General features: G+C 37.1%; 19 protein-coding genes. 12 read left to right on the top strand and 7 right to left on the bottom strand.

What is annotated here, in order from left to right:
* Positions 1–236 precede the first annotated feature (236 nt).
* Both ACT9TX_RS11180 and mce read right to left on the bottom strand, forming a co-directional pair.
* Entirely contained in the window at positions 237–1,004 is a 768-nt protein-coding gene (locus ACT9TX_RS11180) for a TerC family protein (RefSeq protein WP_481338376.1), read from the bottom strand.
* An 83-nt stretch (positions 1,005–1,087) separates the two neighbouring features.
* Positions 1,088–1,510, bottom strand: coding sequence for a methylmalonyl-CoA epimerase (mce, locus tag ACT9TX_RS11175; protein ID WP_481338375.1), 423 nt, complete (start codon positions 1,508–1,510; stop codon positions 1,088–1,090).
* 198 nt (positions 1,511–1,708) lie between these two features.
* Between mce and ACT9TX_RS11170 the strand changes: the two genes are divergently transcribed.
* The 3 genes from ACT9TX_RS11170 (at position 1,709) to ACT9TX_RS11160 (ending at position 3,915) form a co-directional block, all read left to right on the top strand.
* Entirely contained in the window at positions 1,709–2,923 is a 1,215-nt protein-coding gene (locus tag ACT9TX_RS11170) for an IscS subfamily cysteine desulfurase (RefSeq protein WP_481338374.1), read from the top strand.
* 115 nt (positions 2,924–3,038) lie between these two features.
* Complete coding sequence (gene iscU, locus ACT9TX_RS11165) at positions 3,039–3,458, top strand: Fe-S cluster assembly scaffold IscU (protein WP_481338373.1); 420 nt, start codon at positions 3,039–3,041, stop codon at positions 3,456–3,458.
* A 49-nt stretch (positions 3,459–3,507) separates the two neighbouring features.
* Positions 3,508–3,915: a HesB/IscA family protein gene (locus ACT9TX_RS11160; protein WP_481338372.1), complete on the top strand. Its 408-nt coding sequence runs from the start codon at positions 3,508–3,510 to the stop codon at positions 3,913–3,915.
* 189 nt (positions 3,916–4,104) lie between these two features.
* Here ACT9TX_RS11160 and ACT9TX_RS11155 read toward each other — a convergent pair whose 3' ends face one another.
* Positions 4,105–5,421: an ABC transporter permease gene (locus tag ACT9TX_RS11155; protein WP_481338371.1), complete on the bottom strand. Its 1,317-nt coding sequence runs from the start codon at positions 5,419–5,421 to the stop codon at positions 4,105–4,107.
* A gap of 30 nt (positions 5,422–5,451) precedes the next feature.
* The gene (locus ACT9TX_RS11150) at positions 5,452–6,390 is read right to left on the bottom strand and encodes an ABC transporter ATP-binding protein (RefSeq protein ID WP_481338370.1); all 939 of its coding nucleotides are present in this window, start codon (positions 6,388–6,390) and stop codon (positions 5,452–5,454) included.
* A 182-nt stretch (positions 6,391–6,572) separates the two neighbouring features.
* On the opposite strand from ACT9TX_RS11150, the gene ACT9TX_RS11145 reads away from it, so the two are divergent.
* The 4 genes from ACT9TX_RS11145 (at position 6,573) to ACT9TX_RS11130 (ending at position 9,426) form a co-directional block, all read left to right on the top strand.
* Positions 6,573–7,562 carry a zinc dependent phospholipase C family protein gene (locus ACT9TX_RS11145; RefSeq protein ID WP_481338369.1) on the top strand — a complete coding sequence of 330 codons (990 nt, stop codon included), beginning with the start codon at positions 6,573–6,575 and terminating at the stop codon, positions 7,560–7,562.
* Between the two features lie 66 nt (positions 7,563–7,628).
* Complete coding sequence (locus ACT9TX_RS11140; protein ID WP_481338368.1) at positions 7,629–8,675, top strand: LIC11966 family surface protein; 1,047 nt, start codon at positions 7,629–7,631, stop codon at positions 8,673–8,675.
* Positions 8,676–8,683: 8 nt separating this feature from the next.
* Positions 8,684–8,959, top strand: coding sequence for a hypothetical protein (locus ACT9TX_RS11135; protein ID WP_481338367.1), 276 nt, complete (start codon positions 8,684–8,686; stop codon positions 8,957–8,959).
* A gap of 44 nt (positions 8,960–9,003) precedes the next feature.
* Entirely contained in the window at positions 9,004–9,426 is a 423-nt protein-coding gene (locus ACT9TX_RS11130) for a clan AA aspartic protease (protein ID WP_481338366.1), read from the top strand.
* 67 nt (positions 9,427–9,493) lie between these two features.
* On the opposite strand, the gene ACT9TX_RS11125 is transcribed toward ACT9TX_RS11130, so the two are convergent.
* The 3 genes from ACT9TX_RS11125 to ACT9TX_RS11115 form a co-directional block, all read right to left on the bottom strand.
* Complete coding sequence (locus ACT9TX_RS11125) at positions 9,494–9,994, bottom strand: hypothetical protein (RefSeq protein ID WP_481338365.1); 501 nt, start codon at positions 9,992–9,994, stop codon at positions 9,494–9,496.
* Positions 9,995–10,864: 870 nt separating this feature from the next.
* Positions 10,865–11,926, bottom strand: coding sequence for a peptide chain release factor 1 (gene prfA, locus ACT9TX_RS11120; protein ID WP_481338364.1), 1,062 nt, complete (start codon positions 11,924–11,926; stop codon positions 10,865–10,867).
* Positions 11,927–12,419: 493 nt separating this feature from the next.
* The gene (locus tag ACT9TX_RS11115) at positions 12,420–13,058 is read right to left on the bottom strand and encodes an MBL fold metallo-hydrolase (RefSeq protein ID WP_481338363.1); all 639 of its coding nucleotides are present in this window, start codon (positions 13,056–13,058) and stop codon (positions 12,420–12,422) included.
* A 324-nt stretch (positions 13,059–13,382) separates the two neighbouring features.
* Here ACT9TX_RS11115 and ACT9TX_RS11110 point away from each other — a divergent pair, with 324 nt between their 5' ends.
* The 5 genes from ACT9TX_RS11110 to purH all read left to right on the top strand — a co-directional run bounded on the left by ACT9TX_RS11110 (position 13,383) and on the right by purH (position 20,313).
* Positions 13,383–16,778, top strand: a complete 3,396-nt coding sequence (locus ACT9TX_RS11110) for a hypothetical protein (protein WP_481338362.1) — start codon at positions 13,383–13,385, stop codon at positions 16,776–16,778.
* Positions 16,779–16,818: 40 nt separating this feature from the next.
* Positions 16,819–17,208 carry an RNA-binding S4 domain-containing protein gene (locus ACT9TX_RS11105; protein WP_481338361.1) on the top strand — a complete coding sequence of 130 codons (390 nt, stop codon included), beginning with the start codon at positions 16,819–16,821 and terminating at the stop codon, positions 17,206–17,208.
* Positions 17,209–17,253: 45 nt separating this feature from the next.
* Positions 17,254–17,697, top strand: coding sequence for a hypothetical protein (locus ACT9TX_RS11100; protein ID WP_481338360.1), 444 nt, complete (start codon positions 17,254–17,256; stop codon positions 17,695–17,697).
* Positions 17,698–17,771: 74 nt separating this feature from the next.
* On the top strand, positions 17,772–18,446 hold the full coding sequence (gene trmD / locus ACT9TX_RS11095) for a tRNA (guanosine(37)-N1)-methyltransferase TrmD (RefSeq protein WP_481338359.1): 675 nt from the start codon (positions 17,772–17,774) through the stop codon (positions 18,444–18,446).
* Positions 18,447–18,792: 346 nt separating this feature from the next.
* Entirely contained in the window at positions 18,793–20,313 is a 1,521-nt protein-coding gene (gene purH, locus ACT9TX_RS11090; protein ID WP_481338358.1) for a bifunctional phosphoribosylaminoimidazolecarboxamide formyltransferase/IMP cyclohydrolase, read from the top strand.
* Positions 20,314–20,400: the final 87 nt, after the last annotated feature.

Raw genomic sequence — 20,400 nt, 5'->3', positions numbered from 1 at the left:
GCGATCACGAGTGTTTTTAGACAATATCGTCTGATTTTCATTCGTCTAGTTCTAAAATTCATGCTTCGAGTTCTTGTATCAGATCTGCACGTCTAAAAATCAGTCATTAACCACTGAAATTGGGTCTTTAACCATTGAATTTCATGAAACCATGTCTGGTACAGGATAAAAGAATATAAATTTTAAAGAAAATCCGATTTCATCCATCCAAATCTGCGTCATCAGCGTTCCTATCACTAAGCTTTTGGCCCTCTTAATTTTACCGCAGCGGCTTTCTTTTTCTTAAACATACGCATGTTCAATAATTCTACACCAAACGAGAAGGCCATTGCCACATAAATGTAAGTTTTGTCAATATGGCTTTTGTGTATCGGTTCTAAGCCTTCAAAAAATAAACTAAAGCCTACCATTAACAAAAATGATAAGGCTAGCATTTTTAAAGTCGGGTGTTTTTCTATAAAATTTGAGATATTTTGAGAGAATAAAAACATGATAATCATAGCTATGATTACTGCTATAATCATAATTTGCACATGATTAGCAAGGCCAATAGCTGTAATAATACTATCAAAACTAAATACCATGTCTATCACTACAATTTGCGCTAAAATTGCCCCATAAGCAGAAGCGGTAGGTTTCTTTTCTTCCTCACCCAAGCCTTCATCGCCTTCTAGTTTGTGGTGAATTTCCTTTACGGTTTTAAACAGTAAAAACAAACCACCTGCAAACATGATGCAGTTACGCAAGTTGAAACCATAACCTGCAACACTAAACAATTCTTTATTACCATTTTTTACAAGCCAACCTAAACCCATCAATAAACCGATACGAACAGCAATACCTGCAAACATCCACACTCTACGGGCATTTAATTTTTGTTTAGCATCGTTTAAGCGGCCAATTAAAATAGATACGAAAATGACATTATCAATGCCTAAAACGATTTCTAAAGTGGTTAATGTTAAAAGACTAATTAATGCGTCTACAGTAAATAATTGATCCATGATTGTTTGCTTGTTAGTACAAATATATAAGTCAGATTTTGATAGTAATTATGGTAACACAGATTTTATCTGTGAAAATCCGCTTAATCAGTGTTATCAGCGTTCCTGTTTACCTCTTGGCACAGTTCTATTAAAACGCCATTCGTTTCTTTTGGGCGTAAAAAGCAAATGAGTTTATTATCGGCACCAATTTTTGGTTCTTCATTAATAAAAGCAAAACCTTCTGCCTTTAGCCGATTGATTTCTGCATAAATATCATCTACCAAAAATGCAATATGATGCATGCCTTCACCACGTTTATCTATAAATTTTGCAATTACACCATCGGTGTTAAGGCTTTGCAACAGTTCTATTTTGCTGTCGCCGCAGGCAAAAAAGGCAGTAGCAACTTGCTCGCTTTGTACAATTTCTGTTTTGTAGCAACTGGTTCGTAGTAATTTTTCAAATAATGGTACAGAAAAATCAAGATTATTAACTGCTATGCCAATATGTTCTATTTGTTTCATGTATATGCGTTTTGTAAGTTGGTACTAAATGGTAATTTCAGGCTTGTTCATTTGCCCGCAAGGGGGTAAAAAGCAACTTAAGAATTGGCTTTTTTTGCCTTTCGATTAATGGAAAAACCTGTTTTTACAGTTATCACATTCAAATTTATACAACCTAAAGCAGTAATTTTGTGTTACAGCAAGTATAAAGATACGATTATGAAGTTTCCTATTTATTTAGACAACAACGCAACTACACCAATGGATCCTCGAGTGTTAGAAGCGATGATTCCATATTTTACAGAGCATTTTGGTAATGCAGCTAGCCGTAATCACCCATTTGGCTGGCAAGCTGAAGAGGCTGTTGATTATGCCCGTGAGCAAGTGGCGCAATTAGTAGGCGCTGATCCTAAAGAAATCATTTTTACAAGCGGTGCTACAGAAGGCGATAATCTTGCTATTAAAGGTGTATTTGAAATGTATGCCTCTAAAGGTAACCACATTATCACCGCTACTACTGAACACAAAGCGGTTTTAGACACTTGTAAACACGTAGAAAAATCTGGTGGTGAGGTAACTTATTTACAAGTAAAACCTGATGGTTTAATAGACCTTGCTGAACTAGAAGCAGCTATAAAACCAACCACCATTTTAATAGCAATTATGTATGCCAATAACGAAATTGGTGTGGTACAACCTGTAAAAGAAATTGCAGCAATTGCTAAAAAACATGGTGTATTATTTTTTACAGATGCGGTACAAGCTGTAGGTAAAATTCCTGTGAACGTAATTGAAGATGGTATAGATATTATGGCATTTACAGCACATAAAATGTATGGCCCTAAAGGTATTGGTGCATTGTATGTTCGTCGTAAAAACCCACGTGTAAAAGTAACTGCTCAAATGGATGGTGGCGGTCACGAAAGAGGTATGCGTAGTGGCACTTTAAACGTACCTGGTATTGTGGGCTTTGGTAAAGCTTGTGAACTTGCAAGACTAGAAATGGCTGCTGATGCTGAGCGTTTAAGTAAACTACGTGACAAACTTGAAAATGCATTGTTACAAATAGAAGAAAGCTATGTAAATGGTAATCGTGAACATCGCTTGCCACATGTAGCAAATATTTCTTTCAAGCATGTAGAGGGTGAAGGTTTGTTAATGGGCTTTAATAAAAACATTGCATTAAGTTCAGGTTCTGCTTGTACGAGTGCTTCTTTAGAACCAAGCTATGTATTGAAAGCATTGGGCTTGGGTGATGATTTAGCACATAGTAGCTTGCGCTTTGGTTTAGGTAGATTTACTACCGAAGAACAAATTGACTACACCATTGAGCAAATTAGCAGTACAGTTCTTAAACTACGTGATATGAGCCCACTATGGGAAATGTATAAAGAAGGTATTGATTTAAACAGCATTGAGTGGGCACACCACTAGCCCCCAACCCCTGAAGGGGAGTTTAAAAAGTTCTTTTAAATTATAATTATAAAAATATAAAAGCCTACTGCCTCATAGGTTTTAGTCCCCCTTTAGGGGATAGGGGCATTAAATTATGGCATATTCAGAAAAAGTAATCGATCATTATAGTAACCCAAAAAACGTGGGTACTTTAGACAAGGCTAGCAAAAATGTTGGTACTGGTTTAGTAGGCGCACCAGAATGTGGTGACGTTATGCGTTTGCAAATTCAAGTAGATGACGCTACAGGCGTAATTACTGATGCTAAATTTAAAACCTTTGGTTGTGGTTCTGCAATCGCATCTTCGTCTTTAGCTACTGAGTGGTTAAAAGGTAAAACTGTAGACCAAGCGGTTGCAATTGACAATATGGATTTAGTAGAAGAATTAAATCTTCCACCAGTAAAAATTCACTGTTCAGTTTTAGCAGAAGATGCTATTAAAGCAGCCATTAACGATTACCGTGTAAAGAACGGTTTAGAAGAGTTAGTATTTGAAGAGAAAGGTGTTCATTAATACAGCCGCCCCAACCCCTCCAAAGGTGGGGCTTATATAAGCGAAGATTATGCTAAAGGAAACAGATGTAAATGAGACTATTTCTAAAGCCCCCACTTTTGGAGGGGGTTTGGGGGAGGCGAATGCAATATATGTAAGTGACAAAGCAAAAGCCAAAGTGATAAAGCTGATGGAAGATGCTGGTATTTACGGTGACCCAAGTTACTTTTTAAGAGTAGGTGTGGTAGGTGGTGGCTGTAGCGGTTTAAGCTACAAGCTTGATTTTGATAATGAGCAAAAGCCTATGGATCAAGTGTTTGAAGACAATGGTGTAAAGGTGGTAACCGACTTAAAAAGCTTCTTATACCTAGTAAATACTGAACTTGATTTTAGCGACGGATTGAATGGTAAAGGCTTTTACTTTAATAACCCTAATGCTAGTAGAAGCTGCGGTTGTGGTGAAAGTTTTGCGGTATAATTGTCTGAACCTTGATTTGGTAGGATTTAAATGATTATTAGGATATTAAAAATCCCGATTGCGATGAGCAATCGGGATTTTTGTTTTTGTAAATATCTACGCTTAGTTAAAAGATGCTGTATAGAAAGGCGCACAAGTGTGCGACGCAACAATGCTACATTGAAAATCTACAGCTGGTAACATGAATATCTAACTTTTTCTAAAAGCCCACTTGCTCATCTCTTTCCAGCTTACTTTTTTGCCGTACATTAAAATACCTACACGATAAATTTTAGCACTTAACCATGTGGTAGATAAAAAGCCGCCAACTAATAAGGCCATGCTTAGAATTAATTGCCAATAAGGTACCGTACCTGGCACACCAAAAGGTATGCGAGCCATCATTACAATAGGTGAAGTTAGTGGGAATAAACTGCCAAAAACTGCTAAGCCACCTGTTGGATTGTTTACTGCGCTTTGCATAATAACAATGCTGAAAATGATAGGCATTGTGATTGGTAATAATAGGCTTTGCGCTTCCTGTGGATCTTCGTTTACTACGCTACCTACGGCTGCAAATAGTGATGAATACAATAAATAGCCACCTAAGAAATAGAATATAAAGCAACCTAAAATTAAACCAATATTAAGGCCGCCTAGTGATGACATTATTTGATTAAAAGCACCACTACTTTTTGCTGATTCAAGTGCTTGTGATGCACCTGGTTGTGTTACTTCGGCCATGCCAGGAATAAGTAACGGTAATAATACGCGTAAGAACAAGGTTAAGCAAATCCAAATAAGAAACTGCACCAAACCTACCGCACCAATGCCTGTAATTTTACCCATCATTAGTTGAAAAGGTTTTACACTGCTAATGATTACTTCGGCAATACGTGTGGTTTTTTCTTCCATTACGCCACGCATTACCATAGTGCCGTAAATAAACAAAATGATATAAATTAAAAAGCCAGAAATATAGCCTACAATTAAACTAGCACTTGCTTTTTTATCGTCTTCTGCTTTGCCATCAAGTGTAGAAAATTTAATATCGTTGCCTCTTTGTAAGCTATCTAATGTTTTTTTGCTGATATTAAGTGACGACAATAAACGCTGGTTTTCTAGCGCATTGTTAATACGTTTTTGAATATCTGAACGTGTCATTAAACCTACCGTTTTCCCAGAAACAAATACCAAACTATCATTGGTGCTAGCATTAAAATTACTATCAACAATAACGTAGCCATCAAACTCTTTTTTAGACACTTTTACTTTCAGACTTTCGGGGCTTTCATCTTTTACAAATACAAAACTGATATCACCTTTGCTAGAAATTTTGCCGCCAAAAATATTGGCTTTATCTACCACAGCCACTTTAAAATCATCGGTGGATTTTACCGTGAAATAGATGATTAACGCATAAAAACCAAATATTACCAATGGCAATAAAATGGTAGTAAGCAAAAAAGTCTTCTTCTGTACACGGCTTAAAAATTCGCGTTTTGCAACAAGCCAAGTTTTATTCATAAGTTAGGTTATTAAAAAGTTAGTTTTGGTTTATTCAGTTACAGGCTGAAAAGCTCTTGTAACAGATTTTGTACCTTCTACCAAGCCAATGAAAATATCGTTAAGTGATGGCAAAATTTCGTTGAAAGATTCTATCACCACACCTTGTTGTATAAAGTGTTGCAATACATCGTTGCTGCTGAAGCCTTCATTAATTTTTACGGTAAAAGCATTGGCTTTTTGGTCTAAAATATTAAATGCTTGACTATTTGATGGCGCTGTAATGCCGTGTAGTTTAATGCTAAACTTATTTTCTTTGAACTGCTGCTTAATATCGCCAACGGTACCATCTAAAATTTTCTGCCCAAGGTTTACTAACACAATATGGTCGCATATTTCTTCTACTTGTTCCATACGGTGCGTACTGAAAATAATGGTGCAACCACGTTGCGCTAGGCCGTAAATTTCATCCTTAATTAAGTTGGCATTTACAGGATCAAGGCCACTAAATGGTTCATCTAAAATAATCAACTTTGGCTCGTGCAGTACCGTAATTACAAACTGTAATTTTTGGCTCATGCCTTTACTTAGGTCTTCTACTTTTTTGTTCCACCAGCTTTCCATTTCTAGTCGCTTAAACCAGAAAGTAATTTTTTCCATAGCTTCGGCTTTGCTTAAGCCTTTTAGCTGCGCTAAATACAAAGCTTGCTCACCAATTTTCATTTTTTTGTACAAGCCTCTTTCTTCAGGCATGTAACCTATTTTAATGATGTCATTTATTGGATCAAAGCGTTTGCCATCAAACATAATATGACCATTATCTGGGTAAAAAATACCCGTAATCATACGTAGTAAGGTGGTTTTGCCAGCACCATTTGGTCCTAATAAACCAAATATGCTGCCTTGTTCAATATTGAAGCTAATGTCGCTAACAGCCTTTTGTGTTGCGTAAAATTTTTGCAGATTGTGAAGCTCTAAAATAGAAGCCATAGATTGTATTTGTGACCCGAATATAAGTGACTTACAAACGATTGCAATGATTGTATAAAAAAAAATGGATTATTTTATTTAATAAGAGTAGGCGCTAACAATTTGGTGTTAAAACGTTCATGTAATTGCTAGTGTTGCTGCTGCGTATTTCACCTATCATTGCAGCTTAAATATTGTAAGTTATGCAAGTTGTAAAAAGAAGTGTTGTTGCGGTAGCCTTATCTGCTATCGTTATTAGTTTGTGTAGTTGGGGCTTTTTGGTGCATCATACCACTACGCAGCTAGCCATTTACGAGTTGCCAAAAGCCATGCAACCATTTTTTTATGCCTCTATGAAAGGCTTGGTAAAAGATTGTACAAGACCAGATGAACGTAGAAATACCGATGCCACAGAAGCTACCAAACACTTTGTAGATATGGAAGCTTATGGCGATAGTGCCGCTTATAAAATGCCTTTGGGTTGGGATGAAGCAGTAAAAAAATATACTAAAGATACGTTGCTGAAATATGGTTATGTGCCTTATCATATTATGGTGATGAAAGACAAACTAGTAGAAGCTTTTAAGGCAAATGATACTAGTAAAATATTATTCTACGCAGCTGACTTAGCACATTACATTGAAGATGCGCATGTGCCATTGCATACGTCTATTAATTACGATGGACAATTAACCAACCAAAAAGGCTTGCATGCTTTATGGGAAAGCGTAACGCCAGAAGTAGAACTAGGTACTTACAATTTGCGCAGCAAGCACAAAGCCACTTATCTAGCTAATCCTGAAGCAGCTGTTTGGGCAGATGTGCGTGGTACTTATGCTTTAGTGGCCGATGTTTTTGCCAAAGAAAAAGAAGTGTCGAAAAATTTTCCTGATAGTTTAAAATACAAAACTGTGTTTAAATACGGTAGAAATTTAAAATACTATACTGAAGCTTTTGCCAAAGCTTATGGCGAAAGTTTGCATCCAACCATTAATCAGCAGTTAATAAAATCTGCCGATATGGTGGCTGATTTTTGGTACACAGCATGGGTAGATGCTGGCAAGCCTAATTTAGATATAGACCTTACAAAAGCAGAACGCAAGCAAAAAAGACAATCGTTCCGTTCGTTTAAGCGTAATCATTTATTGCAAGATAGTTTGCTACTAGCACGTACTGCCTACAAGCCTGAATAAAATATTATAAAATTAATTGGCTCATATTGGTTTTGCCGCTATTTTCGAATACGCAAAAAAACGCTTATGATTTCTTTAAAAAAAGTATTGCTAGTTGCAATCGTATTAGTGGGTTCGTTACAAACATTTGCCCAAAACGCAGAAGGTGCAGGTGCCTACATGACATCTGTAACTAATGCACAAGGCGAAATGAACAAAAAGTATATGGCTTATGTAAGTGCTGCTGCGCATGGCAAGCGCTTACGCAAAGTAGAAAAATTGCGCCAAGCTGCTATAGAAAGTATTCAACAGAGTAAGTTCAATACTATTGGCTTGCCATTGTTTAAAGGCGATAATTCGCTTCGTCAAAAAAGCATTGACTACATTAATTTTTGTTATAAAATATTTAATGAAGACTATGCTCACATTGTAAACATGGAAGAAATAAGTGAGCAAAGCTTTGATGAAATGCAAGCCTACTTACTATTACAAGAAAAAACAGGTGAGAAACTGAAAGAAGCTACTGCTACTATCAATAAGGCTTACACAGATTTTGCTGCAAAATACAATGTAAACATGGTAGAGGGCGAAAAGTCTGAATTAGGGCAAAAAATGGAAGTAGCATCTAAACTTAATCACTATTACAATCAAGTGTATTTAGTTTTTTTTAAATGCAACTGGCAAGATGGTAAATTGACCGAAGCACTGAATGCCAAAAAATTGAATGATGCCGAACAAAGCCGCAATGCATTAATAAAATATGCAACCGAAGGTTTGGCAGCGTTAGATACCATGAAGAGTTTTATGGGCGACCCATCGCTAGCAGTGGCTTGCAGACAAGCATTACAGTTTTATAAAAAGAATGCAGAAGTAGAATTACCAAAGCAACTAGACTTTTACTTAAAGCAAGAAAACTTTGACAAAATGAAAAAAGCCTTTGAAGCAAAATCACAGTCTGATAGAAAAAAAGAAGATGTAGACGCTTATAACAAAGGCGTAAAAGATATTAATGCTGCGGTAAATGCCTTCAACCAAAGTATTAATACTACCAACAATAACAGAACACAAGTATTGCAAAATTGGGAAAACACACAGAAATCTTTTTTTGATACCCACATGCCTTACTACAAATAAAACGAATAATGGATGACTTAAGAATACGCTGCCCAAAATGCGAGTGGGAGCCGGATGGCAAGCCTTACTGGCAATGCACTTGTGACCATGTGTGGGATACTTTTAGCACTGGTGGCCGCTGCCCTAGCTGCACCAAAGTATGGGAAGAAACAGAATGCATAGACCATGCAGGTGGCTGCGGTAAAACAAGCCCCCACCTAGACTGGTATGAAGGCTTAGACGATATAGTAGCACAGTTAAAAGCAGAAATTTTAGAGCGCTGGCATGAAGGGGCGGCGCATTAAAGCAAGAAATAAATGTAACTTAGCTGTATTCAAATAAAATAGTTATGGGTTTAGTATATGCAGATATTACATTGATTAATGGTGAGGATTTAATACTTGCCAAGCGCCATTATATTGGTGAAGAAGAGGTAAAGCAAATGAATATTACCATGCTTGTAGATACAGGCAGTTACAACCTTTGCATTAACGAAGAAATACAATCGCAACTGCAATTTCCTGTAGTAGAGAAAAGAAATGCCGAAACTGCAGATGGTAGAGTAATAGAATGTGATGTGGTTGATAATGTACAAGTACGTTTTAAAAATCGTGCAACTATCTGTAGGGCTATGGTACTGCCTGGTAATTGTGAACCCTTACTTGGTGCAATACCTTTAGAAGATATGGATGTATTAATCCATCCGCAAAGTCAACAACTTATCAATGAGGGCAATGGGTGCAGCGTTTTTTCGCCGTTTTTGCGTCTTTGACCAACAACGAGTAGTAAATGCTGTTGGAGAAAGCAATACCAACAGCGGCGAAAATGAATTCATCACCTTACTTTCGAAGATCTTTTTTTGTAATACTCTTTTCAAAATGTCTGAACCAAGAGTAACCCGAGAAAGCTAAACTTTTGGAAACATTTTCTTCTGAATCGGACTCGTCTTCTAGATAAGCAAGGATAAGATCATTACTTTCTGCATTCTTTATATTTATTATCTTTCCATTCCATCTACTAAATTCCACACTGAAATCAATTTTTGCCCCAATAAGTTTTCCTCTTGTATAATAAAATGCTATACGTTCTTTATCTTCTTCAAACACTACTACCCTTAGAAGGTCTTTTGTTTTAGGGAATACCTTAAACTCAGTAATAACCCTATTGGTATATTCTCCATTTGTAGCACTCCAGTGGTATAATGACGTTGTGTCGAAAAAAAAATCCCCTTTCTGAGCTTCAATTACTTTTATTACACTATCTAAGGGCACTAGATCTTGAGCGCTCACCGTCGTAAAAACAAAAATAAATGTTATAGTCTGCAAAATTTTCACTATCATTTAGTTAAAAATTAGGTTCGTTATTTAATTTAGTTGCACGGCTTGTGCATAAGGAAAAAGGCTTGGCGTTTTTGGGGGAAACGCAGTTCAGCTAAGCTAATTAGAATTCCTTCAGCCCATTACCTAAGCCCAATGATTGCAATATTGCTGATGTTTTATTCATAAGCCAAATCTATAACATCCAGCCCAGACTGAAGCACAGTAAATAACAAATGCTGAGGCTATGTTCGTCAATCTCTGCTGGTCAGGATTTATAATCCCGTCCTCGTAGCCAAGGATTTAAAATCCAAATATGCTATAGACCAGATTGCAAATCTGGACTAGCTGATAAAAAAATACGTGTAGGTGGGGTAACAATATTGTTTGTGGGGTGTCAACGTTGTTTGTGGGGTACTGCTATTGAATTTGCCATTTACAAAATTGATTATGACACTTACGTATTTGTTGGTGGCACTTACGCTATTGATTATGGCATCATTGATATTGGATATGCCACTTTCGACATTGATTGTGCCATAAATAATCTTGATTTTAACATATACAACATAGCAGATGGCAGAAATAAGATTGAATATTGCAAAAAAAATTGGTAGATGCGGGTATTGATTTTGAGGTGGGCTTTGTACTAGCTATGACCAATAAAAATTACTCCCCACTAATTTTCTTACTCAATGAATATAACCACAAAGCAACAGGACAAAGAAGAAAACTACTTAATAAATCTCCATTACTTCCTTGCCCTGTGTTTCGTTTACTACGCTACGATAAAAGCCCATCTACTTTATGCAGCCGCAGTGTGCGACGCATATGTAGATGGGCTTTGTACTATTGATGACCAATAAAAGATTGCTTCGTACCTCAGAATGACACTTATTCTGTTGCCATTTTCTCGGCGTTTTCGGCCATTTGCAATGCCTCAATAAATTCTTCTATCTCACCATTGATGACTGCATCTAAATTGTAAGACGTTAAGTTAATGCGGTGGTCTGTAACACGACCTTGTGGCCAGTTGTAGGTACGTATTTTAGCACTTCTATCACCTGTACTTACCAAGGTTTTACGGCGTTTTGAAATTTCATCTTCATGCTTACGTACTTGTTCTTCGTACAATTTGGTACGCAACATAGTCATAGCTTTTTCACGGTTGCCTAGCTGGCTACGTTCTGTTTGGCACACAATAACCACACCTGTAGGTATGTGGGTAAGCATTACTTTGGTTTCGACCTTGTTTACGTTTTGTCCACCAGCACCACCGCTTCGTGCTGTTTCCATTTTTACATCGGCAGGGTTAAGTTCAAAGTCAATTTCTTCTGCCTCTGGCATCACCGCCACGGTAGCAGCAGATGTATGTACACGACCTTGCGTTTCAGTATTAGGTACACGCTGTACACGGTGCACACCACTTTCAAATTTTAAAGTACCATACACATCTTCACCCGTTACTTCTATTACTACCTCTTTATAGCCACCCACGGTGCCTTCACTTTCGCTGGCAATTGCAGTTTTCCAACCTTTTTTGTTGCAGTAGCGCAAGTACATACCAAGCAAATCGCCCACAAATAAGCTGGCTTCATCACCACCTGTACCTGCACGCAACTCTATCATGGCGTTTTTATCGTCTTGAGGGTCTTTTGGTATTAATAATTTAGTGAGTTGTTTTTCTAGCGTTTCTTTCTTTTCTTCAAGTTCTGGCAATTCCATTTTTGCCAATTCTTTCATCTCTTCATCGCTGCTGCCAAGATTTTCTTTTACAAAATCGTAGTCGGCCAATACTTTTATGTATTCTTGGTAGGGTTGTACAATTTTTTCTAATGAGCGGTATTCTTTGCTCATTTTACCAAATTCCTTTTGGTTGTTTATAATTTCAGGGTTAGTAAGCGCAACACCTACTTGATCGAATCTTGCTTTAATAGCTTCTAACTTATCTAACATAACACCAATATTTTTTCGGTGGGCAAAAGTAAGGGAAAGTTAAGAGATGTGTGGTGTAACGCAGATATGAGAGGGCTTTTGCACTAAGTCTGCAAGCAATTTCATGTTTGCAAAAGCCTCCTCACTTGGTCTGCAACCAAATTCACGGTTGAACAGGCTTCCTCACTAAGTCTGCAATCAATTTCATGTTTGAACAAGCTTCCTCACTAAGTCTGCAACCAATTTCATGTTTGAACAAGCTTCCTCACTAAGTCTGTAACCAATTTCACGGTTGAACAAGCTTCCTCACTAAGTCTGCAAGCAATTTCATCACTGAAAAATGCTTCCTGCAATATGCAGCGACCATTTTTACAACTGAAAAATGCTTGTCGCAAGTTGCAGCGACTATTTTCACAACCGAAAAATGCTTCCTGCGATGTGCAGTGACCATTTTTACAACTGAAAAATGCTTGCCGCAAGTTGCAGCAGGCATTTTTGGATACAGAAATAGTAATTACTGTAAATATGGATTGGTTAATTTTTCGTGACCAATAGTAGTAGGCCTGCCATGACCACTGTACACTTTGGTATCATCTGGCAGTGTAAATAATTGCGCTTTTATGCTATCTATCAATTGTTGATGGCTAGCGTAAGGCAAATCGGTACGGCCAATGCTGCCATTAAACAAAGCATCGCCTGCAATTACAAAGCCTTCAGCTTTTGCATACAAACTAATACTACCAGGTGAATGACCGGGTGTTTCTAGTACAATCAGCTCGTCTTCATCTAACTGTATGGTATAGTCTTGTTTTAAAAAATGTAGCGGCCCTGTATAATTTTCAAAAGGCAATCCCCATTTAATACCGCTTTGTGGTGCGTAAGCCAGCATTTTTTCTTCTTCTGGGTGAATGTATAGCTCTAAACCAAAGGCTTTTGCCGCCCATTTATTACCAAAAACATGGTCTAAGTGGCAATGCGTATTAATTAGTTGAACCACTGTAAGGCTATGATTAGTTAAAAACGTTTGCAGAGTTTCTTGTTCGGCAGTAAAATAGCAGCCCGGGTCTATCACAATGGCTTTGCCTTTATCGTTATAAACCACGTAAGTATTTTCTTGTATCGGATTGAAGGTGAATGTGTGAATATGCAACATGAGATTTGTGATTTATGATTTGGTATTTGTGATTTGAATGATTGAAATGAAAAAATGATTAACCAAATAGTTTTAAATCATTTGCTAGATTAGTAAAACTGAACCTCGCAAGTATCGCAATCATCATTTAATCATTAAAATCATTTACTCATTGATTAAATCCATTAATTTTAACATCCTATCAACTTATAAAATGTTGGTGCAAATGTGAATTAACTATTTTTACTTTTCGCAAAAATGTTGTTAAGCATTAAAAGCAAACTTTAATGAGGCAACAAACGTTTCTAAATATAACTCTAGTACTTTAAAGCAAAGAGATTGGCTATGCAAATAATAAATAGACAGCAGGTGATGATATGGATGCTATTGTTGGTATCTACAACATCAATGGCACAGGTGAACACAGTAACGTTTGGCAAAAACCGCATACAGTACAAAAAAATGCAGTGGAAGTTTTTTCAATCGCCACACTTTAATACCTACACATCGCAGGGCGGTACAGAGCTTGGGAAATTTGTAGCCCAAATAGCAGAAGAAGAACTACCAGGCATAGAAAAATTTGAAGAATATAGCTTGCAGCGCCGTACCAATATTGTGGTGTACAATAGCTACGATGAATACAAGCAAAGCAATATAGGGCTTGGTATAGATTGGCAAAATGCAGGCGGTCTTACCAAGTTGGTGAACAATAAGATTGTGGTGTATTTTGATGGTAACCATACCACACTTAAAAGACAAATACGTGAAGGTATTGCACGTTTGCTACTTGATAATATTTTATTTGGTGAAGATATTGGTGAGTTTGCAAGTAATGCAGCTTTATTAGACCTGCCTGTATGGCTTACAGATGGCTATGTAGCTTATGTAGCCGAGCCATGGAGCACTGTGCTTGACGACCAATTGAAAAGCGAAATGCTGAGTGGTAATTATAACAACTTCTATCAATTTGCATACGATAAACCAACCTTGGCTGGCCATGCTTTGTGGCAATACATAGGCGAGAAATACAAGGTAGATAATATTACTTACTTCTTGTACCTAGCACGCATTTACAAAAACCTAAACAAGGCTTCTGAAAAAATATGTAAGAAGAAGTTTAAAGAAGTGCTAGCTGAGTTTATGACATACGAGCAAGACAAGTATTACAAGGATATTCGTCAGCGTAAAAATGCACCAAAAGGTGTGCTAAGCATTACAGAAGATGTAAGCAAAAACGATTATTTCCGCTTTCAAGCCAATCCTAACAACCGCAATAATAACTATGCAGTAGTTGAATTTAAGAAAGGTATTTACAAAGTAAAATTGGTAGAAAACTTTTACCAAACAACCGTGCTACTTGATAAAGGTGTAAAAACCAATCAAGGTGATATTAACCCAAATTATCCGATATTATCTTGGGATACAAAAGGGCAGCGATTGTTAGTAATTTATTGGGAAGCAGGAAAAACAAAAATGTTTGTGTACGATGCGGTAGCACGTTACAAACGCTTTAAGCAAAACATTGACGATTTTGACCAAATACTAGATGCGAACTTTATGCTTGACCAAAATAGCTTGGTATTAAGCGCAGTAAAAAATGGTCATTCTGACATTTACACTTACAAAATTGAAGAGCAAAAAGCAACGCAAATAACCAACGATATTTATGATGATTTAAACCCAACATTTGTATCGTTCCCTAATCGTTCTGGTATTATTTTTTCAAGTAACAGACCAGGCAATAATGCACCGAATGCTGATACTGTATTGCCTAGCAAATACCGCTTCAACATTTACATTGTAGATATTTTCAACAATACACCAACCAAGCAAATTTCTCAATTAACCAATAGCAAATTGGGTAATGCGAAATTTCCTATGCAGTACAATACTAATCACTTTACTTACATAACAGATGAAAGTGGTGTTGAAAACCGCTGGGCCGGCTTCTTTTCTACCCAAAGAAATGGCCTAGATACATTGTATTATGTAGGCGATGAATTGCTAAGAAATCCTGCACCAAAAGAATTAGACAGTACTTTAACTGCTTGGCAAAAACAAGAGCCAGATAGTGTGAGTTATTTTCAAGTATTTAAAGATTCTACTTACACATTTCCTATTACCAACTACCAAAGCTCTTTGTTAGAAACAAGAATTGCAGGTAATAATGGTCAAGTAAGTGAAACAAGACGTGAAGGCGACTACAAATTTTTATACAAGCTAAAAATAAATGAGGATGCACTTACAAGACGTAATGTAAACCCAAGGCCTACAGAATACATGAAGAGCTTGATGGGCATTAAAAAAGCTGCTGAAGGCAAGCCGATAAAAGGTAAACAATTGCCTGCTGCACCAAAAGCATTGCCTGCTGTAGACACTATTAAGCCAAAAACTGCAAAAGACTTTTTCCAAAATGATTTTGCAGATGAACCACAAGATTCTGCTACTGAAGCTTTGGTAAAACTAACCAAACAAGCACCTAAAAAAGAAAGTTATCTTAATAACACCAAACTGTTTAAATACAGTATGCACTTTAGTAGCGACTATGTGTTGGCTGGTGTAACCAACAATATTTTGGTAAACAGATATCAGCAATATGGTGGTGGTACTGGCCCAGTACAACTAAGCAATGGCACAGATTTAAACTTCTCGTTCAGGGCTGGTACTAGCGACTTAATGGAAGATTATAAAATAATTGGTGGTGTACGGTTTGGCACTAACCTAAGCGATAAAGATGTGTATTTTACCTTTCAAAATCATAAGCGTAGACTTGATTGGGGCTTAACATACTATCGTAGTTACCAGTCTGACTTTTATGGACCAACTTATCCAACTGCGCTTATTACAAACCTTTATCAAGCTAATTTTGCTTATCCTTTCAATGAGGTAAAGAGTATTAGAGCTACTATTGGCTATAGAATTGACAGAGGCATTGTAAAAGCATTTCCTGATCCCAACAACCCTTTTATATCACCAATTTTACTCACATACCCTGACACAGTAAGCCAATATGCTGTAGCTCGATTAGAATATGTGCATGACAATACTATCAATCCATCGCAAAACATTTGGAACGGCTTGCGCTACAAAGTATATTTAGATGTAAATAGGCCAGTTATTGGTTCAGAAACAAACCTTACTTACAACTTTGGTTTCGATGCAAGGCATTATCTTAAAATTTACCGCAACTTTATTTGGGCTACAAGAGCAGCGGCTGATTTTAGCTGGGGCAATCAAAAAATACTTTATTATCTAGGTGGTGTAGATGGTTGGTTTAGTCCTAGGTTCAACGACAACAATAAGCCAGCGCAAGACCAAACTTATGCGTTTCAATCGCTAGCTGTAAACATGCGTGGTTACAACCAAAACATAGCCAACGGTAATAACGCTTTTGTTATCAATAGTGAATTACGCTTACCAGTATTTTCAACGCTTTTAAACAAACCAATTAATAACGCTTTCATTCGTAATTTTCAGTTGGTACAGTTTATAGATTTAGGCACTGCATGGAATGGCAAATACAACGGCATCAAACGTCCAGTAGAATATTACACCAGCCCTGGCAGCCCTGTTACTGTTAAAATTGATGCAGGTGGTTTAGGCCCATTTGCAGGTGGCTATGGCTTTGGTGCTCGTAGTAATTTGTTAGGCTATTTCATGAAGATTGATGCTGGCTGGCCAATGAAAGGTGTGTTTAAAGGTAGCCCAGTTTGGTACTTTGCTTTGGGCTTAGATTTTTAAGAAGAAACAAATTATTTACAAATTAAAATCTCTCGAATCAGTGATCAAGAAAGAGAAGTTAAGAATAGATAAATATCTCTGGTCAATTCGTTTGTTTAAAACCAGAAGTTTAGCAGCAGAAGCTTGCGAAAAAGGCAAGGTGAAGCTAAATGGCGACAATGTAAAGCCAGCCAAAACGGTAAACCTAAACGATGAATACGAGGTAAAAACTGAAGCCAGAAAATGGGTAATTAGAGTAACTGGTTTGCTAGAAACGCGTCAAGCTTATAGTGAAGCCATTAAGCATTACGAAGACATTACACCACCAGATGAACTGAATAGCATCACCTTTCAGCCGGCTGCATTTAATACTGGTAAAAGGCTTAGCAAAGTAGGTAGACCAACTAAAAAAGATAGACGTAGTGTTGAGGAATTTATGGATGATGAATAATAAGAACACTGATATGGAAAATCCTCATAGTTGTATCTAACAATTATGAGGATTTTTATTTTAATAGTATTTTGCCTTTCGTCATTAAAGACAAGCGCTCAAAAGAGTAGTAAGGTTGGCACGAATTATAATGACATCATCATCTGTGAACTGCCTATACCTGCAGAATTTCCTGGTGGCAGTAAAGCTTGGGCAAAGTATTTACAAGAAAATACAAACTCAGAACTTAGCAATAAATATATCACAATACCAAAAGGGAAAAAATCTGCAAAATCTACTGTTCGTATATGTTTTGTCATTTCAAAATGGGGCTATGTTACAGATGTAGAAAGAGCCATAAATGATACCATAAAAGTTCACCCTAAATTAGTTGTAGAAGCGATACGTGTAATTAAAGCAAGCCCAAGATGGATAGCCGAAAGATTTAATAGCAAAAGAGTTGCTTCTAGAAAGTGCCAAGCTATTACTTGGCAAGTAGATGAACGTTGATTTCATCACGTATACTGTTAGCTTTGTAATAATTCGTGTAATTAGCCTTAATTCGTGTAATTATTTACTTGAGTATGATAATTGACATTATTACTGTTTCGCCAGATTTATTGATAAGTCCGTTTAGCCACAGCATTATGAAACGTGCGCAAGACAAAGGCTTGCTGACTGTACGCACCCACAACTTACGTGATTGGGCTTTGAATAAATATGGGCAAATAGACGATTACCAATACGGTGGTGGTGCAGGTATGGTAATGATGTGCGAGCCATTGGCAAATGCCATAGAACATTTACAACAAACAACTACATACGACGAGATAATTTATATGACACCTGATGGACCAACGTTTAACCAACAAACGGCCAATCAATTGTCTATGAAAGAGAACCTACTGATTATTTGTGGGCATTATAAAGGCATCGATCAGCGCATACGAGACTTGTATGTGACCAAAGAAATTTCTATTGGTGATTATGTACTAAGCGGTGGCGAATTAGCTGCTGCAGTGGTGGTAGATGCTATTGGCAGATTATTACCGGGCGTACTTAACGATGAAACTTCTGCACTTTTTGATAGTTTTCAAGATAATTTACTAGCCCCACCAGTATATACAAGACCAGCAGAATTTAAAGGCTTAAAAGTGCCAGACATTTTACTATCTGGTGACCCGAAAAAGGTAGAAGATTGGCGACATGAACAAAGTATACAACGTACCAAAGAAAGACGACCAGATATTCTTGAATAGGTGCAATACATACATTGCTGCAAAGCGAACAGAACGTACAAGTGTGCGACGCAACAAAAGTTAAATAGTAGTACTAACGTTGGTCAACAAATAAAAATGATTTGAATAGTTGGGTAGCTGTTACTTATTTCTATGGATGTTTTGGTATAAGCAAGCGAAATTTTATTAAGATAAAATACCCAAAAATGGCATTTACATGAAAACAGATGGTTTTAATAGACGAGCTTACGAGTGAGAGGTTTACATTTGCGGCTCAAAATATTGCTCATCTTTCCACGTAAAGATGCAGTAGTTGGCAAATAACCATTTTGCCTCCTTTGTTTCTTTGCGTGTCATCGTTCTCACCATGCAAAAGAAAATTCAATCGGCATTAATTTCCGTTTTCTACAAAGACGGCTTAGCCCCATTGGCACAAGAGTTACAAGCCCAAGGTATTACCATTTATTCTACCGGTGGTACACAGCAGTTTTTAGAAGATGCAGGCATTGCTTGCGTACCTGTAGAAAGTTTAACCACCTACCCTAGTATACTAGGTGGTCGTGTTAAAACCCTACACCCAGTTGTGTTTGGCGGCATTTTAGGTAAAAGAGATGATGCACAGCATGTAGCTGAAATGGTGCAATACAGCATTCCTGAAATAGACTTGGTGATTGTGGATTTGTATCCATTTGAAGAGACACTAAAAAATACCACAGAAGAAAAACTGATAATAGAGAAGATAGATATTGGTGGACCAAGCATGATACGTGCTGCTGCTAAAAACCATAGAGATGTAACGGTAATTGCTGCAAAAGATGACTATGCAGTATTGCAAAACATTTTGCACGAACAAGCTGGTACAACTACACTAGAACAGCGTAAAGCCTTTGCTGCTAAAGCATTTGAAGTAGTAATGAACTACGATATTGCCATAAGTAATTACTTTAACCCAAGTAGTACTACGTTGCAAACTTCTAGTACCAAACAAGTGTTGCGCTATGGCGAAAACCCACACCAAACAGCAACTTTTTATGGTGACTTGAAAGAAGTATTTGCACAACTAAACGGTAAAGAATTATCGTATAATAACCTTGTTGACGTTGACGCTGCAATTCAAATTATTAGTGAATTTACTTCTACTGAAAATGGCTTTGTATTTGGCATCATAAAACATACCAACGTATGTGGTATAGCCTTGAGAGATACTGTAAAAAACAGTTGGGATGCTGCACTAGCTGGCGACCCTGAAAGTGCTTTTGGTGGTGTGCTAGTAAGCAATGGCACAATAGACAAAGCAACGGCTGAAGCTATTAACGAAATATTCTTTGAGGTATTGGTAGCACCTGCATTTGATGAAGATGCATTGACAGTATTAAAAAGCAAGAAGAACAGAATTTTATTGCAGCTGAATAGTCAATGGTCAATAGTTAATAGTCAATCGAAATCGTTACTAAATGGTACTTTAACCCAAGGTACAGATGCTGGTAATTACGCTGAATGGAAAGAAGTTGGTGGTAGAGAAACGACTACTGAAGAAAGAGCGAATCTTGAATTTGCCAATATTATTTGCAAGCACTTAAAAAGCAACGCTATTGCTTTAATTAAAAATAAACAGTTGGTAGGCAAAGGTTGTGGCCAAACAAGCCGCATAGATTCTTTGCGCCAATCTATTGACAAAGCGAAGCAATTTAATTTTGAACTAAAAGGTGCAGTACTTGCAAGTGATGCGTTTTTCCCTTTTAATGATTGTGTGCAAATGGCCCACGCAGAAGGTATAGAAGCCTTTATACAACCTGGCGGTTCTATAAGAGATAAAGACAGTATTGAGTATGCTGTAACTAATAACCTAGCAATGGTGATTACTGGTTTGAGACATTTTAAGCATTAAGAGTAACCGCTGATGGTTATTGATAGGAATGATGTACTATGATTTTAAAAATCGCCTACTGACTTTTCGAGTAGGCGATTTTCTTTT

This window comes from Parasediminibacterium sp. HNIBRBA5674, from assembly GCF_056745525.1.
Note: the sequence above shows the minus strand (reverse complement) of the source record. Positions and strands in the feature narration are given on the sequence as shown.

Coding starts and splice junctions, on each gene's coding strand:
- ACT9TX_RS11150 (WP_481338370.1), bottom strand. CDS start 6,390: ATGGCTTCTATTTTAGAGCTTCACAATCTGCAAAAATTTTACGCAACA.
- trmD (WP_481338359.1), top strand. CDS start 17,772: ATGATAATTGACATTATTACTGTTTCGCCAGATTTATTGATAAGTCCG.
- ACT9TX_RS11110 (WP_481338362.1), top strand. CDS start 13,383: ATGCAAATAATAAATAGACAGCAGGTGATGATATGGATGCTATTGTTG.
- ACT9TX_RS11160 (WP_481338372.1), top strand. CDS start 3,508: ATGCTAAAGGAAACAGATGTAAATGAGACTATTTCTAAAGCCCCCACT.
- purH (WP_481338358.1), top strand. CDS start 18,793: ATGCAAAAGAAAATTCAATCGGCATTAATTTCCGTTTTCTACAAAGAC.
- ACT9TX_RS11170 (WP_481338374.1), top strand. CDS start 1,709: ATGAAGTTTCCTATTTATTTAGACAACAACGCAACTACACCAATGGAT.
- ACT9TX_RS11100 (WP_481338360.1), top strand. CDS start 17,254: ATGAGGATTTTTATTTTAATAGTATTTTGCCTTTCGTCATTAAAGACA.
- ACT9TX_RS11115 (WP_481338363.1), bottom strand. CDS start 13,058: ATGTTGCATATTCACACATTCACCTTCAATCCGATACAAGAAAATACT.
- ACT9TX_RS11135 (WP_481338367.1), top strand. CDS start 8,684: ATGGATGACTTAAGAATACGCTGCCCAAAATGCGAGTGGGAGCCGGAT.
- ACT9TX_RS11145 (WP_481338369.1), top strand. CDS start 6,573: ATGCAAGTTGTAAAAAGAAGTGTTGTTGCGGTAGCCTTATCTGCTATC.
- ACT9TX_RS11125 (WP_481338365.1), bottom strand. CDS start 9,994: ATGATAGTGAAAATTTTGCAGACTATAACATTTATTTTTGTTTTTACG.
- ACT9TX_RS11155 (WP_481338371.1), bottom strand. CDS start 5,421: ATGAATAAAACTTGGCTTGTTGCAAAACGCGAATTTTTAAGCCGTGTA.
- iscU (WP_481338373.1), top strand. CDS start 3,039: ATGGCATATTCAGAAAAAGTAATCGATCATTATAGTAACCCAAAAAAC.
- ACT9TX_RS11140 (WP_481338368.1), top strand. CDS start 7,629: ATGATTTCTTTAAAAAAAGTATTGCTAGTTGCAATCGTATTAGTGGGT.
- ACT9TX_RS11180 (WP_481338376.1), bottom strand. CDS start 1,004: ATGGATCAATTATTTACTGTAGACGCATTAATTAGTCTTTTAACATTA.
- ACT9TX_RS11130 (WP_481338366.1), top strand. CDS start 9,004: ATGGGTTTAGTATATGCAGATATTACATTGATTAATGGTGAGGATTTA.
- prfA (WP_481338364.1), bottom strand. CDS start 11,926: ATGTTAGATAAGTTAGAAGCTATTAAAGCAAGATTCGATCAAGTAGGT.
- mce (WP_481338375.1), bottom strand. CDS start 1,510: ATGAAACAAATAGAACATATTGGCATAGCAGTTAATAATCTTGATTTT.